Source organism: Amycolatopsis sp. NPDC114484 (genome assembly GCF_055633755.1).
The window spans coordinates 311,089-326,945 of the sequence record NZ_JBVKDQ010000007.1; the positions used below are offsets into that span (position 1 = coordinate 311,089).

Here is a 15,857-nt window from a genome sequence, read left to right on the forward strand (position 1 = left end):
GGTATTGCATTTTTCGCGGCCGGTGCGTTATTCCTAGGACCGGTTCCGCGGCGATCATCCGCCGGAGACCGCCGATCCCGTCTACAGGAGGTCCGCCGATGGTCGAGCTCGTCCCGCCGTCGCACGTTCGACGGCTGCGGTGCCTGGGCGTCGGCGGCCCCGACGCGGTGACAGCCGTCGCGCGCGGCGGGGGACTGGGGGTGCTGGACGGCACCGATCCGGCGGAACTGCGGCTGGTCGCGGCGCGGGTCCGCGTGCCGTACGGCGTGCGCACGGACGGGCCGGTGCCCGCGGGCGCGGCCTTCGCGATCCGGACGAAAGCGCCGTGGGCGGGCGCGCTCGCCGAGGTCGCGGACGGGGAGACGGCTGCCGAAGCGGTCCGCGGCGGTGCGCTGGGGCTCGTCGCCCGCGAAGGCGAGCTGAGTGATTTCGTTTTGCTGCAACAGCTTCTGAACAGCTTCGACGTCCCGGTGTGGGGTCGCGCCGCCGGGCCGCGGACGGCGGTGGGCGCGCTCGCCGGCGGTGCGGCGGGCGTAGTCCTCCCGTCCGCGACGGAGGAAAGCGTCCGCCGGATCATCGGGGCGGAACTGCCCGCCGCGACGCTGCCCGGCGGGTTGTGCCGGACGCTGGGCACCGCGCTGCCGGTCGTCCAGGGCCCGATGACGCGCGTCAGCGACCAGCCGGGGTTCGCGGCGGCGGTCGCGGACGCGGGCGGTTTCCCGTTCGTCGCGGTCGCCACCGCGAACGGCGCGCGCACCGCTGAGCTGCTGACCCGGACCGCCGAGCGGCTGGGCGAGCGGTCCTGGGGCGCGGGCATTCTCGGCTTCGTGCCCGACGGCCTGCGAGCCGAGCAGCTCGCCGCGATCCGGGCGGTCCGCCCGAGGTGCGTGCTGATCGCGGGCGGGAAACCGGGGCAGGCCAAGGCTTTGGAAGCCGAGGGCATCGCGGCCTTCCTGCACGTGCCCTCGCCGATTCTGCTCCGGCAGTACCTCGACGCCGGAGTGCGCCGGTTCGTCTTCGAAGGGGCGGAATGCGGCGGGCACGTCGGCCCGCGGTCGAGTTTCGAGCTGTGGGAAGAGCAGCTGGCCGTCCTCGAAGGGGAGAAGGACGTCGAGGTGTTGTTCGCGGGCGGGATCCACGACGCCCGTTCGGCCGCGATGGTCGCCGCGATGGCGGCTCCCCTGGACGCGTTCGGCATCTTGATGGGCACCGCCTACCTGTTCACCGAAGAGGCGGTGAAGCACGGCGCGATCACTCGCCTGTTCCAGGAATGCGCCCTCGCCGCCGACACCACCGTCACCCTCGAAACCGCGCCGGGCCACCGCACCCGGTGCTTGCTCAGCCCGTACGCGACGGAGTTTGAACAGCTCAAGGCGAGCCTGCGGGACGTGCCCGCGCAGGAAGCCTGGCAACGGCTCGAAGAGCTGAACACCGGACGCCTTCGCATCGCCAGCAAGGGTGTTCGCCGGGACGGCGCCCGGCTGAGCGCGGAAGTCCAGCTCGCCGAGGGGATGTACCTGGCGGGGGAGGTCGCGGTGCTGCGCGATCGCCGGACGACTGTCGCCGAGCTGCACGCGGAGGTCTCCTCGGGCCGGACGTTCGCCCGCGAGACCGGACCGGCGGAGACCTCGGGCCGCGACATCGCCGTCGTCGGCATGGCGTGCACCTTCCCGGGCGCGCCCGACGTCGAGGCGTTCTGGTCGAACATCCTGCGCGGCGAGGACTCCGTCACCGAGGTGCCGCGCGAGCGCTGGGATCCGGAGGTCTACTTCGGACAGTCGACGTCGAAGTGGGGCGGATTCCTCCCGCCGCTTCCGGTGGACCCGCTGGACTACGGCATCCCGCCGTCGGCGATGGGCAGCATCGACCCGGCCCAGCTCGTCTCGCTGGAGACCGCGCGCCGGGCGCTCGCGGACGCCGGGTACGCGCACCGGGACTTCGACCGGGAGCGCACGAGCGTCGTCTTCGGCGCGGAGGCAGGCGGTGACCTCGCCAACGCGGGCACGCTGCGCTCGCTGCTCGACGGCTACTTCGAAGAGCTCCCGCCCGGGCTCCGGGAGCAGCTGCCCGAACCGACCGAGGACACCTTCCCCGGCACGCTCGCGAACGTCATCTCCGGCCGGATCGCCAACCGGCTCGACCTCGGCGGCGCGAACTACACCGTGGACGCCGCCTGCGGATCTTCCCTGGCCGCACTGGATCTCGCGGTGAAGGAGCTGCGCGCCGGGACCAGCTCGCTCGTCCTCTGCGGCGCGGTCGACCTGCACAACGGCATCCACGACTACCTGATGTTCACCGCCGCGGGCGCGCTCTCGCCGACCGGGCGGTGCCGTCCGTTCGACACCTCGGCCGACGGCATCGCGCTCGGGGAAGGCGTCGCCTGCCTGGTGCTCAAGCGGCTCGGCGACGCTCAGCGCGACGGCGACCGGATCTACGCCGTGGTCAAAGGCGTGGGCGCGGCCAGCGACGGCAAAGCGCTCGGCCTCACCGCGCCGCGCCCGGAAGGGCAGCATCGGGCGCTGGACCGGGCCTACCGCGCCGCCGGGGTGTCCCCGGCGGACGTCGGACTGGTGGAGGCGCACGGCACCGGCACGGTCGTCGGCGACGCGACCGAGCTGCGCGCTTTGACGAACTTCTTCACCGAGGCGGGGGCCGGGCCCGGCTCGTGCGCGCTCGGCTCTGTGAAGAGCCAGATCGGCCACACGAAATGCGCGGCCGGGCTGGCCGGGCTGATCAAGGCCGCGCTCGCGCTGTGGCACGAGGTCGTGCCGCCGACGCTGCACCTGGCCAAGCCCAACGCCGCCTGGGACGCGGCCGCCAGCCCGTTCACGTTCACGACGGCGGCGCGGCCGTGGGCGGACCCGGCCCGGCTGGCCGGCGTGAGCGCGTTCGGCTTCGGCGGCACCAATTTCCACGCCGTGCTCGGCGCGGGCCCGGTCGCTCCGGACCGGCGGCGCGGGCTCCGCGACTGGCCCGCCGAAGCCGAGGGAATCCTGGCCGGAATCACCGGAATCACCGGGACCGCAGCCGATCCGGGCAAGATCGCCTTCCTCTTCCCCGGCCAGGGCAGCCAGCGGACCGGCATGCTCGCCGAGCTGTTCGTGTACTTCCCCGAACTGGCCGACGTCCTGCGGCTCGCTCCCGAGGTCGCGGCGACGGCCTTCCCTCCCAACGCCTTCGACCCCGAGATCGTTCAGTCCCAAGAGGACGCGCTGACCGACACCCGCGTCGCGCAGCCCGCGCTGGGGCTGGTCGAAACGGCGGTCGCCCGGCTTCTGGACCAAGCAGGCGTCCGGCCGGACTTCCTCGCCGGGCACAGCTACGGCGAACTGGTCGCGCTTTCGGTCGCGGGCGCGTTCGACACCGAAACTCTGGTGCGGCTCAGCCGGGCCCGGGCGAACGCCATCGCCGACGTCGCCGTGCCGGGCACGATGGCCGCGGTCAAGGCGTCGCGGGACGTCCTCACCTCGACCCTGATCGGTCCGGATGTCATGGTGGCCAACCACAACGCGCCCGAGCAGACCGTCCTTTCCGGACCGGTCCCGGCGGTGGAGCGCGCGATCCGGCGGCTGCGAGAGACCGGCATCGCGGCGAACCGGATCCCGGTCGCGTGCGCGTTCCACAGCCCGCTGGTCGCCGGAGCTGGCGACGCCTTCGCCGCGCGGCTGGCCGAGGAGACCATCACGGAGCCCCGGTCGCCGGTGTGGTCGAACCGGACGGCCCGGCCGTACGAAGACGACGTCCGCGGCGAACTCGCGGCGCAGATCTGCGCACCGGTGCGGTTCCTGGACCAGATCGAAGCGATGTACGCGGCCGGTGCGCGGACGTTCGTCGAGGTCGGCCCCGGCCGGGTGCTGACCCGGCTGGTGGCGGAAATCCTCGGCGACCGCCCGCACACCGTCGTCGCGTGCGGACCCGATCTCAAGGCTTTCCTGACCGCGTTGTCCCGCCTCGCGCGAGCGGGCGTCGCGGTGCGCACCGAGCGGCTGACCCGGCCGGCGCGCCCCGGACCGGCCGCCACCGCGTGGGCGGTCGACGGGCGGTCCGTCCGCGCGCCCGGTTCCGAAGTTCCCGCCCTTCCCCCGGCCCGACGGATACGGAGCACCGCGATGACCGAACCCGCCCCCAGCCGCGACCAGGCGGTCGTCGATTTCCTGCGCACCGCCCGGGAACTGGTCGCCGCACAGCGCGAGGTGATGCTCGGCTACCTCGGCGCCGCGCCTGTCTCGGCCCCCGCCCCCGCTGTAGCACCACCGGCACCGGTAGTGCTCGAAGCACCGGCGGCAGAACCGGAACCGGCAGTAGCCGAGATCGCCCCCGCTGACGTGCTGGCAGTGCTGCCAACGGTGATCGGCGTGATCAGCGAACGCACCGGCTACCCGGCGGAGATGATCGACGGCGACCTCGACCTGGAGGCCGACCTGTCGATCGACTCGATCAAACGGACCGAGATCGCCGGAACCCTGCTGGGCAGGCTGGGATTGCCCGCCGACGACCGCACCGACCAGCTCAGCCGCGACCGGACCGCCCACGCCCTCGCCGCGCACCTGGAGGGCTGGTTGTCGCCCGCTCCGGCGGCTGCCGCGCCGCGCCGGTACCGGCTCGCCAGAGTGCCGGTCCCGCTCGACCCGGATCCCGCGCGGCTGCAAGGGAAGTCCGTGGCGGTACTGGGCGGCGACGAGTCCGTACGGGACGCTTTCGCTTGCGCGGGAGCGAAAATCGTCCCCGGAGACGCCGACGTCACGGTGCTGCTGGCCGAAGGCACCACGGCACCGGAGCTGTTCGGACGGCTCAAGAAACTGAACGGAACCGTCCTGATCGCGGCCGAGCCGGGCGTCGCCGGGCTGCGCGGCCTGGTCCGCTCGGCCGGGCTGGAACGCGATGGTGCGACGCGGCTTGTCGAAGTCGTTCAGGACGTCGCGAAGGTGATGGTCGACGAGGCATGCAGCGACGGCCCGTCAGTCGTCGCGCACGACCACGGCGGTCGCTTCACGATCGAGCCGCATCCCCAGGACCTCGGCTCGATCGCCTACTCCGGTGCTGGCCCGGGCGGAGGCGAACTCGCTGCACTGAACCTCGGTCCGGAGTCCGTGGTCCTGCTCGTCGGCGGGGCCCGCGGGATCACCGCCCGCGCGGCGGTCGCGTTCGCCGCGTCCGGCTGTCACGTCGAACTCGCCGGACGCACCCCGTGGCCCGGCGAAGCGGACGACCTTCCCGCCGATCCCGCTGCCATGCGGGCCGTGCTCGCCGGGCGCGGAGGATCGGTGGCCGACATCGAACGCCAGGTGCGGACCCTTCTGGCGCAACGCGAAATCGGCCGGACTCTCGACGAGGTCCGGGCCGCGGGCGGCGACCCGGCGTACGAGTCGCTCGACGTGCGCGACGCGAACGCCGTGCACCAGCTGGTCAAAGACCTCATGGCGCGCCACGGCCGGATCGACGGCGTCGTGTTCGCCGCCGGTGTCATTGACGACAAACTCATGGCGGACAAGGACGAGCAGTCGTTCCGCACCGTCTTTAGCACCAAAGTGGACGGTGCCCGTGCGTTGCTTTCCGCGTTGACGGAGTTCGGCGCCGAGCCCGGGTTCGTCACCTTCTTCGGCAGCATCGCCGCAGTGCTCGGCAACCGCGGGCAGACCGACTACGCCGCGGCGAACGACGGGCTGGAAGCGCTGAGCACGGCCTGGCCCGGCCGCGCCGTGACCGTCCACTGGGGACCGTGGGCCCCCGGCGGGGCGCACGGCGGAATGGTCTCGCCGGAGCTGGCCCGCGAGTACGAACGCCGGGGCGTCGATCTGCTCGACGCCGACGAGGGCGTCGCGGCGCTGCTGCGCGAACTCGCCTACGGAACTGATCGCGCAGTGCTGTACACGGCGTCGCTGTGGTGAAGCAGGAGCCGGTCGCGCTCGTCGGGATGGGCGTGTTCCTCCCCGGAGCGTCCACTGTGGACCAGTACTGGCGGAACCTCGTCGAGGGCGCCGACGCGGTCACCGAGATCCCGCCGGACCGCAGCGATCCGGCGTTTCACGGCCGCGACGGCACCGGTCCGGACCGGACCCACGGACGGCGCGGCGGCTTCGCTCCGGACACCCTCGAATTCGACCCGGCCGCCCACGGCGTGCCCCCGGCGTCCCTGGCCGGGATCGAGCCGGACCAGCTGACCGCGCTGGCGGTCGCGGTGGCCGCGGTCGAGGACGCCGGCGGTCTCGGCCGTCTCGGCGACCCCGAACGGATCGGCGTCGTGCTCGGCCGCGGCGGCTACCTTTCCCCGGGGTTGCGGGGTTTCGACCAGCGCGTCCGCACGGTCCGGCAGATCACCCGCACGGTCAGCGAACTGATGCCGGGAACCGCGCCGGACGTGCTCGACCGGCTGCGCGCGGCGTTGCGCGAAACCCTGGGCGAGTTCCGGCCGGAGACCGCCGCCGGGCTGGTGCCCAACCTCGCCGCGGCCCGCGTGGCCAACCGGCTCGACCTCGGCGGCCCGGCCTACACCGTCGACGCAGCGTGCGCGTCGTCGCTGGTCGCGGTCGACCAGGCGATCGGGGAACTGGCCCGGCACCGCTGCGACGCGGTGCTGGCCGGCGGAACGCACCAGACGCACGACGACACGCTCTGGTCGCTGTTCACCCAGCTCGGCGCGCTTTCGCCGAGCCAGCGGATCAGCCCGCTCTCGCGCGCCGCCGACGGCATGCTGATCGGGGAGGGCACGGCGGTCGTCGTGCTCAAACGGCTGGCCGACGCCCGGCGCGACGGCGACCGCGTGTACGCCGTGCTCCGGGCCAGCGGCACGTCGAGCGACGGGCGGGGCGCGAGCCTGCTCAGCCCGTCCGTCGCCGGGCAGACCCTGGCGCTGCGCCGAGCCTGGGACGGGTACGACCCGGCGGAAATCGGGCTGCTGGAGGCGCACGGCACGGCCACGCCCGCCGGGGACGCGGCCGAGCTGACGACCGTCGCCGAGGTCTTCGGCCGGACCTCCGGGCGGCGGGCGGTGATCGGCTCGGTCAAATCGATGATCGGGCACACGCTGCCCACGGCCGGGGTCGCCGGGCTGGTCAAGGTGGCCCTCGCGCTGCACCACGAGGTGCTCCCGCCGACGCTGCACTGCGCCGACCCGAACCCGTTGCTCGACAAGACGCGGTTCCGGGTGCTGGCCGAGGCCGAGCCGTGGGGCGCGCTGCCGCGCGTGGCCGCGGTCAGCGCGTTCGGGTTCGGCGGGGTGAACGCGCACGTCGTCGTGGAGGCCGGGGACCGCGCGCCGAAACGCCGGGTGCGCGTCGACGAGCCGGAACGCGTGCTGCGATTGGCCGCGGACTCCCCGGCGGAGCTGCTGGACCGGCTCGACCGGCCGGGGGAGCCGGGGCACGGGCGGTGCCGGATCGGGATCGCCGGTCCGGACGAGCGCAAGCTGGCCGCCGCCCGCAAGGTGCTCGGCAAGGTCGCGGCGACCGGCCGGGCGTGGCACAGCGGCGACCTCTGGTGCACCGCCGATCCGTTGCTGCCGGCCGGGAAGACCGCGTTCCTGTATCCGGGGCTGGAAGCGGACGCCGAACCGCGGCTGGCCGACGTCGCCCGGCACTTCCGGCTCGACTGCCCGCGCTGGTCGACCGCGAGCGTGCCCGCCCGCGCGGCGAGCGTGTCGGCCGCCGGGCTCCTGCTCGACGAGGCGCTGCGGCGGCTGGCGATCCGTCCGGACGCGTTCGCCGGGCACAGCGTGGGCGAGTGGACCGCGATGCAGGCCGCCGGGATGTACCGGCCCGAACCGGACCTGCTCGACCGGTACTGGCCCGAAGGATTCGAGCTGCCCGCGGCGGACTACCTGGTGCTGGGCAGCCCGGCCGGGCAGGTGGCCGGGCTGCTCCCCGGCGACCTCGTGATCTCCCACGAGAACGCCGCGCGGCAGACGATCGTGTGCGGGCCGCCCGACGCGGTGGCGGCGTTCGCCAAAACGTGCCGCGGCAACGGGATCGTCGCCAGGACGCTGCCGTTCCGGTCCGGCTTCCACACTCCGCTGATGCGGCCGCGCCTGGCGCCGTTCGCCCGGCTCGCCGCGGAACTGGACCTGCGGGAACCCGAGGGGCCGGTGTGGTCGGCCACCACCGCGCGGCCCTACCCCGCCGAGCCGGACGCGATTCGCGAGCTGTACCTGGACCATCTCGTGCGCCCGGTTCGCTTCCGCGAGCTGACCGAGGCCTTGCACAGCGCCGGGTTCCGCGTTTTCGTCCAGGTCGGCGCCGGTCAGCTGGGCTCGTTCGTCGCCGACACGCTCGGCGACCGGCGGCATCTGGTCGTGGCAGCCGGGTCCACCGCGCGCTCCGGGCTCGCTCAGCTCCGCCGTGCCGCGACTGCAGTGTGGGTCGAAGGCGGTGACCCCGACTTCGCCGCCGCGGAACCGGTGCGGATCCGGCTCAACACCGGAAGTCCCCTGCTGTCGCTGGGAAATCGGGCCCGGGGCCTGGTCGACGACCGGAGCCTGCCGGAGCTTCCCGCAGGGGTGCCCGGTGCGGTCGCCGCGGAGTTCGCCGCACTGCTCGACCAGACCCGCCAGACGGCGGCGGACGTCGTCGCGGCCGCCGCGCAGCGCCGCGTTGAGTCCATTGTGGACGTTTCGCTGGCCGCGATGCCGTACCTGCGCGACCATCGCTTCTTCCGGCAACGCGACGACTGGCCGGACGAAACCGACTTCCGGCCGGTGGTGCCCGCCACGACATTGGCGGATCTCGCCTGCCGGGCGGTCGAACGGACCTGGCCGGGCACGACGGCGGTCACGGTCCGCGACGCCGTGTTCTCGCGGTGGCTGATCGCCGCGCCGGCCCAGCAGGTGCCGCTGTCGCTCAGCCGCCAGGGCGACCACGTGACCGTCGAGATCGGACCGTACGCGCTGCTGACCGTCGAAGTGGGGGAGTTCGCGCCCCCGCCGGAGCGCACCGGAACACCCGCCTCCGAGACCCCGCCACCGTTGAGCGCGGCCGAGATCTACGCGCGGCGCGAGATGTTCCACGGCCCGGCGTACCAGGGCCTGGCCCGGCTGACCGGTCTCGGCGAACAGCACATCCGAGGCGAGCTGGTGGTGCCGTCCGCGCCCGGCGGACTGCTCGACAACGTGGGCCAGCTGCTCGGCTGCTGGCTGATGGCGACCCGGTCCGACGACCTGCTCGCCTTCCCCCGGTCGATCGGCCGGATCACCTGGCACGAGGCCGAACCCCCGCCCGGATCGAGGGTCGAGTGCCTGGTGCGGACCCGGCTGCCGAGACCGGACGTCCTGGAGATGGACGCCGAACTGGTGCGCGACGGCCGGGTGCTCGCGACCGTCGAGGGCTGGCGAGACGTCCGGTTCCCGTGCGACCGCGCGGCCCATCGGGTTTATGCCTTCCCGGACCGGCATCTGCTCTCGGAGCGCTTGGCCGACGGGAGCGTCTGCGTCACCGACCGCTGGCCGACCGTCGCGGCGCGCGAAATCTACGCCGGGGTTTACCTCGCCGCCGAGGAACGGGCGGAATTCGCCGCGCTGCCGCCGCGTCGGCAGCGCGGCTGGCTGCTGACCCGCATCGCGGCCAAGGACGCCGTCCGCGCGGAGCTGTCCGAACCGGTCTATCCGGCCGAGATCCGGGTGCACGACGACGGCCGGGTGTCCGGCCGAGGCCGTGTGCTGCCCCGCCTCGCTGTCGACGTCGAACTCAACGGTGACACCGCAACCGCACGACTCAGGAGCACGACATGACCATCGACCACGCCTCAGCCGTTTTCGACGTCGTCGCGGAGCTTCTCGGCGAACTCGTCGGCGACGCCGACGTGCTCGGCGTCGAGATCACGCCCGACACGACGTTCCACGAGGACCTGCAGCTGGAGAGCATCGACCTGGTGACCTTCGCGAGCATCCTCGCCGAGTATTTCGGCGCCGACGTCAACCTCGCCGAATACCTCGCGGAGAAAGATCTCGACGACGTCATCGGACTGACCGTCGGCGACATCGCCCGGTTCGTGGGGGAGCGCACGTGCCCACGATGACCGTGAACGGGCTGCGCACCAACGTGCAGCTCGTGCCCGCCGGCGGCACCGAGACCGTGGTGTTCTTGCACGGCATGGGCACCGACAGCCTCGCGAGCTTCCACCTGACACTCGCGCCCCCGGTCGCGGCCGCCGGCATCGACGTGATCAGCTACGACCTGCGCGGCCACGGCAAGACCGAGCGCCCGGTCCGCGGCTACACCTTGGCCGACTTCGTCGCCGACCTGGACGACCTGCTGCGCCAGCTCGGCGTCGAGCGGCCGGTGCACCTCGTGGGCAACAGCTTCGGCGGCACGCTCGCCTACAGCTACGCGGTGGCCAATCCGTCGCGGGTGCGCAGCATCGTGTGCATCGAATCGGAGCCGGCGACCGAGGTGTGGGCCGGGAAAATGAGCGAAATCCTCGCGCACACCGTGCGATTTCTTCAGGCGGAGGAGAGTTTCGCCTGGATCGAGGCGAACTTCAGCGCGCACCACCGGCGGCTGGCGCGGCTGGCGGCCGAGAGGATCATGTCGACGAAGATGGCCGAGGAGGTGCCGCTCGGCCCGTTGCTCACCTGGGCGGAGGTGGCGGCGATCGGCTGCCCGGTGCTGTCCGTCCTGGGCAGCCACGGCTACCAGTCCGACGACCTCGAAGCGCTGACTTCCCTGCTGCCGCGCGGCGAACTGCACGTATTCGAGGGACAGGGGCATTCGGTGCTGGTGGAGCGGCATCGCGAGGTGCGCGAACTGGTGCTGGAGTGGATCGGACGGCACTCGGGATGAGGTTCCTGCTGGTGGTCCCGCCGCTCGCCGGGCACCTCGCGCCGTTGCGCGGGGTGGCCGAAGCCCTTTCCTCGCGCGGCCACGAGGTGGCGTGGTGCGGGCCCGCGCCGGAGGTGCCCGCGCTGGTCGCCGGGCAGGTGTTCGAGGCGGGCGACTCCCGGCCGTTCGCGGTGGCGCTCCGGCCGCCGGAACTGCGCGGATTCGCCGCGTTGAAATACCTCTGGGAGTCCTATCTGGTCCCGCTCGCGGAAGCGATGGCGCCGGGTGTGCAGCGGGCGGTCCAGGATTTTCGCCCCGACGTCGTCGTAGCCGATCAGCAGGCGCTGGCCGGCGCGCTGATCGCCGCGCGGTGCGGGCTGCGGTGGGCGACGTCGGCTTCGACGTCCGCCGAACTGGCCGATCCCCTCGCGTCGATGCCGAGGATCGCGTCCTGGGTGACCGGGCTGCAAACGCGACTGTGCGCGCGATACGGAGTCCTCCGCACCGATCTGCGTTTCTCGCCGCACCTGGTGGTGGCGTTCACCACCCGCGCACTGGCCGGGCAGGCCAGGGTCGCGGCGCCGGTCTGTTACGTCGGCCCGGTGCTTCCCGCGCCCTCCGGCGGGTCTGTCCGGTCCATTGTGGACTCACGGCCGCTGGTGGTCGTGACCCTCGGCACTGCCAACGCGCCGGCGGGCGAGCGGTTCCTCGCCGAGAGCGTCGCCGCGCTGTCCGGGATGCCGCACGTGCGGGGGCTGGTCGTCGATCCGGGCGGCCGCCTGGTCGGCGGCGAGGTCGAGCTGGCCCGGCGGATCCCGCAGGTCGAGGTGTTCGCGCGGGCGTCGGCGGTGGTCTGCCACGGCGGGCACAACACGGTGTGCGAAGCGCTGGCGGCCGGGCTCCCGCTGGTGGTCGCCCCGATCCGCGACGACCAGTCGATCCTGGCCCATCAGGTGGTCGCCGCCCAGGCCGGGATCCGGCTGCGCTTCGACCGCGCCAAGGCCCCGGAGATCCGCGAGGCGATCGCGGCGGTTCCGGGATATCGCGCGGGGGCCGTCCGCATCCGCGACTCGTTCGCCGCGGCCGGGGGCGCGGCGGAGGCGGCGGCGCGGCTGGAGGCGTTGGTCTAGGCGGGCGTTTCGTACCGGCTGGGAGCGTCAGGCCGACGTTGTCGTCTGCTCGGGCGTTGTGGCGAAACGGTTCTGGGCTGTTTGAGCGCGGGGCCGGGGGTGAGGACGAACGCTCGCCTCGCCTCGGAATCTCTGGCGGTTACTCGCGATTGCGAAACGTCCGGGCGGCCAGCGCGCTGCCCGCCGCCGCGGCCGCGGCCGCGATGGTCAGCGCCGCCGCGACCGACCAGCCGACCGGGCGGGCGAGGGCCAGCGCCCGGGTCGCGTCGATCGCGTACGTCAGCGGGTTGACCGCCGACACCGCGCGGACCCATTTCGGCATCGAGTCCAGCGGCATGTACGCGCTCGAGGAGAACATCAGCGGGAACATCACCACGAACGACGCGGCCTGGAGCGTCTCGGCCTTGCGCAGCCACGTCGTGATCGCGACGAAAACCCAGCTCAGGCACCAGCCCACCACCAGCGTCAGCGCCAAGGCCAGGCTCAGCCCGAGCATCCCGCCCGCCGGGCGGAAGCCGAGGAACAGCACGCTCGCGGCCGACGTCACGACCAGTTGCACGCCGAGCCGCGCGGAGTCGGCGAGGGTGCGGGCCACCAGCACCGAGAACAGCGAGATCGGCAGGCAACGCAGCCGTCCGGTGAAACCGCCGTAGATCTCCGCGAGCAGGCCCGCGCCCGAACCCATGGCGGTCGTCATCGAGATGGTGACCAGCGTCGCGGGCACGAGGAAGTTCACATATCCCTGGTACGCCGCGACGCTCGGCAGCGCCCCGACGCCGCTGAATACCTGGCTGAACAACAACAGCAGCACAACCGGTTGCAGCAGACCGAAAAACACGAGCCGCCAGTCGCCGAACGCGGTGCGCAGGGACCTCGCGGCGAGCACGCGGACCTGGGTCCAGAAGCTGGCTTCGGGCCACGTCGCCGGGTCTGCCAGTGCGACGGCTGCCGGACGGGGGCGGGACTGTGTCACGTGGTGGCCGCCGTTCGGTGCGGGAAGCGGTAGACATCGTCGAGTGTTCGCAGCGGTTCGCGGGGCCGGGGTAGCTCGAAGAACGTCCGGTGCCAGTCGCTGAACGGGGAGCGCGCGGCAGTTGCCGGACGGTGGCGGGACCGTGTCACGAGCCAGCCGCCGTCCGGTGCAAGGAAAGGTAGACGTCGTCGAGGGTCGGCTCGGTCACCGTCAGGTCCCGCAGCGGAGCCTCGGCCGCGTCGAGCGCGCGCACCAGCACCGTGATGTCGGCGGGGCCGCGCAGCGGGACGCTCAGCGTGAGCCCGGCGCGGCCGGCCGCGAGGCCGAGGCGGGAGACCGCGTCCGCCGCGCGCCGCAACGTGAGCTCGCTGCCGAGGGTCAGCGTCGCCGTGCGGCTGCCGAGCCGCGCTTTCAGCTGGGCGGGCGTCCCGGAAACCGTGATGTGCCCGAGGCCGAGGACGACGACGTGGTCGGCCAGCCGGTCGGCCTCTTCGAGGTACTGGGTGGTCAGCACGACCGTGGTGCCGCGCGCGGCGAGTCCTTCGACGACGCTCCACAGGCTCGACCGGCTGACCGGGTCGAGTCCGGTGGTCGGCTCGTCGAGGAACAGCACTTCCGGCGCGCCGACCAGTCCCGCGGCCAGGTCCAGGCGCCGCCGCAGGCCGCCGGAGTACGTGCCGGCCGGCCGGTCCGCCGGATCTTCGAGCCCGAACGCCGCGATCAGCTCGGCGGCCCGCGCCCGGGCCTGCGCGGGCCGCGCGCCCAGCAGCCGCGCGATCAGCACCAGATTCCCGCGTCCGGACAGCGCGTCGTCGACCGCGGCGAACTGCCCGGTCACCCCGATCCTCCGGCGGATCGCGCGGCCGCGCCGCACGACGTCGTGCCCGCAGACCCGGACCGCGCCGGCGCTCGGCCGCACGCGCGTGCTCAGAATGTCGATCAGGGTGGTTTTCCCGGCGCCGTTGTGCCCGAGGACGGCGAGCACCGTCCCGGGCGCGACGGCGAGGCTGATCCCCGCGAGCGCGGTGATTTCGCCGTACTTCTTCACCAGGTCCGTCACGGCGATGACCGGCGGGCGCATAGCCGCTCCTTCCCTTTTCCGGAAAGGTAACGAGCCGCGGACGGGGAAAGCAAGAATCCCGCCGGGCGCTGTCCCCGGCGTGACAGTTTCCCGGGCGCCGGATAGCACGCGGGTGACAAATCCTGACCCAGGTGCTCGTTTTCCTTCGCGGTGCTCCCTTCGGCATGACAAAGAAATCGACGGAAGTTGTTCGGACGGGAATCGCGGAGGTATTTTTCGCACACATTATCCCGATTCCCCGAGGTGACGAGCCGTGAAGTTTCCGTGGAAGTCCAGAAAACCGGCCGGCGCGCTGGCCGCCGCGACCGTCGCCGGGGTCGCGGCGACGCTCGCGGTGGCCGGAGCCGGGCCGACGCAGGCGGCGCCCGCCAGCCTGACCCTGAACTACACCTGCCCGTTCCCGCTCATCGGCGACCAGGTGCTCGCGGTGAAGATCGACACCAACCTGCCGGACAACGCCGTGGCGGGTTCGGCGTCCACCCCGATCGCCTTCAACGTGGACGTCACCGTGCCGGAGACGGCGACGGAAGGCCTCGCCCTGGTCGGCGCGACGACGCTGGACGGTTCGGCCAAAGCGGCGGCCCAGCTCAAATATCCCGTCGACAAGACGCTGAACCTCGGCCTGCCGCTGGCCATCCCGCCGACGCCGGTGCCGGCCTCCGGCGCGTTCCACGTCAAGACCAGCGGCCAGGCCCCGGCGGTGACGTTCCCCAGCGCGGGCACCGCGTCGGTGACCGTCGGGAACTTCAGCACGACGATGACGCCGCGCACCGCGTCCGGCCAGCCGACCGACCTCGGCACGTTCACCTCGGACTGCGTCGTGGTCCCCGGCCAGAACCAGCTGCTGGGCACCTTCGAGATCAAACCGGGCGGCGGCACCAGCACGACCCCCACCACCCCCACGACGCCAACGACACCGACTTCGACTTCGCCCACGACGCCGACCTCGCCGACTTCTTCGACTGAGCCGACGCAGCCCACCTCTCCGACGGAGCCGACCTCCCCGACGCAACCCACTTCGCCGACGGAACCGACTTCGCCGACCCAGCCCACCTCGCCGACTGAACCCACCTCGCCGACCCAGCCGACTTCTTCTACGGAGCCGACGCAGCCGACTTCGTCCACCGAGCCGACCCAACCGACCTCGCCGACCGAGCCAACCTCCCCGACACAACCCACTTCGCCCACTTCACCCACCTCGTCAACCGAGCCGACGCAGCCCACGTCCCCGACGCAACCGACGCAGCCCACCTCCTCAACCCAGCCCACCTCCTCAACCCAGCCAACCTCGCCGACCCAGCCGACGTCCCCAACCCAATCCACCGAACCGACCACCCCGTCCACCCAGCCGACCACCACCCCGCCAGACAACACCGGACTCGCGTACTCCGTCCGCGGCAAGACGACGATCAAGCGCCTGCACGCCGCCCTGCCGCTCGGTCCCGGCCGCCTGGAAGCGAAGCTCGACGCCGCGGCGGGCAAGTTCGACGCCCGGTTCGCGCTGCCCCCATCGGAGATCCACTTCCGGTTGTTCGGCTTCCTCCCGGCGTCCGCGACCGTCAAGCTCGGCCAGGACGGCGCGCTCGGCGGCACGTTCTCCGGCGGTGCGGTCAAGGCGAACGCCAAGGTGGACGTGCGGCTCGCCAGAGTGCGGCTGCTCGGCTTCCTGATCATGACGTCGCACTCGTGCCGCACGGAGAGGCCGGCCGAGGTGCCGCTCGCTTCGGCGCCCGGATTCGACCCGGCCAAGGGCGGCACGCTGACCGCGACCTACACGATCCCGCCGTTCACCGGCTGCGGTTTCCTGACCGGACTGATCACCGATCTCGCCTCCGGCCCCGGCAACAAGCTGGACGTGACGCTCACCAAGAAGTGAATTCGCGCCGGGAAAACGCCGACCCGCGTGACAAGAACGCGGAAATCCT

General features: G+C 72.7%; 8 protein-coding genes. 6 read left to right on the forward strand and 2 right to left on the reverse strand.

The annotated features are described in order from the left end of the window. Window positions 1–98: 98 nt before the first annotated feature. Genes ACZ7SW_RS20035 through ACZ7SW_RS20055 form a run of 5 tightly spaced genes read left to right on the forward strand, consistent with a single transcriptional unit; the run spans window position 99 to window position 11,878 of the window. Window positions 99–5,888: an SDR family NAD(P)-dependent oxidoreductase gene (locus ACZ7SW_RS20035; protein ID WP_470231912.1), complete on the forward strand. Its 5,790-nt coding sequence runs from the start codon at window positions 99–101 to the stop codon at window positions 5,886–5,888. After that, window positions 5,882–9,718 carry a beta-ketoacyl synthase N-terminal-like domain-containing protein gene (locus ACZ7SW_RS20040; RefSeq protein ID WP_470231913.1) on the forward strand — a complete coding sequence of 1,279 codons (3,837 nt, stop codon included), beginning with the start codon at window positions 5,882–5,884 and terminating at the stop codon, window positions 9,716–9,718. Before ACZ7SW_RS20035 ends, ACZ7SW_RS20040 begins: the two co-directional genes overlap by 7 nt. Then, on the forward strand, window positions 9,715–10,005 hold the full coding sequence (locus ACZ7SW_RS20045) for a phosphopantetheine-binding protein (RefSeq protein WP_470231914.1): 291 nt from the start codon (window positions 9,715–9,717) through the stop codon (window positions 10,003–10,005). The genes ACZ7SW_RS20040 and ACZ7SW_RS20045 overlap by 4 nt, the downstream gene beginning before the upstream one ends. Continuing rightward, window positions 9,993–10,769, forward strand: coding sequence for an alpha/beta fold hydrolase (locus tag ACZ7SW_RS20050; protein ID WP_470231915.1), 777 nt, complete (start codon window positions 9,993–9,995; stop codon window positions 10,767–10,769). Before ACZ7SW_RS20045 ends, ACZ7SW_RS20050 begins: the two co-directional genes overlap by 13 nt. Next, on the forward strand, window positions 10,766–11,878 hold the full coding sequence (locus ACZ7SW_RS20055) for a glycosyltransferase (protein ID WP_470231916.1): 1,113 nt from the start codon (window positions 10,766–10,768) through the stop codon (window positions 11,876–11,878). Before ACZ7SW_RS20050 ends, ACZ7SW_RS20055 begins: the two co-directional genes overlap by 4 nt. Window positions 11,879–12,017: 139 nt before the next feature. Here the strand turns inward: ACZ7SW_RS20055 and ACZ7SW_RS20060 are convergent, their stop codons facing one another. Further along, entirely contained in the window at window positions 12,018–12,851 is an 834-nt protein-coding gene (locus ACZ7SW_RS20060) for an ABC transporter permease (RefSeq protein WP_470231917.1), read from the reverse strand. Between the two features lie 145 nt (window positions 12,852–12,996). After that, entirely contained in the window at window positions 12,997–13,932 is a 936-nt protein-coding gene (locus ACZ7SW_RS20065; RefSeq protein WP_470231918.1) for an ATP-binding cassette domain-containing protein, read from the reverse strand. Window positions 13,933–14,185: 253 nt separating this feature from the next. Between ACZ7SW_RS20065 and ACZ7SW_RS20070 the strand changes: the two genes are divergently transcribed. Further along, on the forward strand, window positions 14,186–15,808 hold the full coding sequence (locus ACZ7SW_RS20070) for a DUF6801 domain-containing protein (protein ID WP_470231919.1): 1,623 nt from the start codon (window positions 14,186–14,188) through the stop codon (window positions 15,806–15,808). The last annotated feature ends 49 nt before the right edge of the window (window positions 15,809–15,857 follow it).

What these genes read in the sequence shown, in the direction of transcription:
- ACZ7SW_RS20065 (WP_470231918.1), bottom strand. Translation starts at nt 13,932, where the DNA reads ATGCGCCCGCCGGTCATCGCCGTGACGGACCTGGTGAAGAAGTACGGC.
- ACZ7SW_RS20035 (WP_470231912.1), top strand. Translation starts at nt 99, where the DNA reads ATGGTCGAGCTCGTCCCGCCGTCGCACGTTCGACGGCTGCGGTGCCTG.
- ACZ7SW_RS20055 (WP_470231916.1), top strand. Translation starts at nt 10,766, where the DNA reads ATGAGGTTCCTGCTGGTGGTCCCGCCGCTCGCCGGGCACCTCGCGCCG.
- ACZ7SW_RS20045 (WP_470231914.1), top strand. Translation starts at nt 9,715, where the DNA reads ATGACCATCGACCACGCCTCAGCCGTTTTCGACGTCGTCGCGGAGCTT.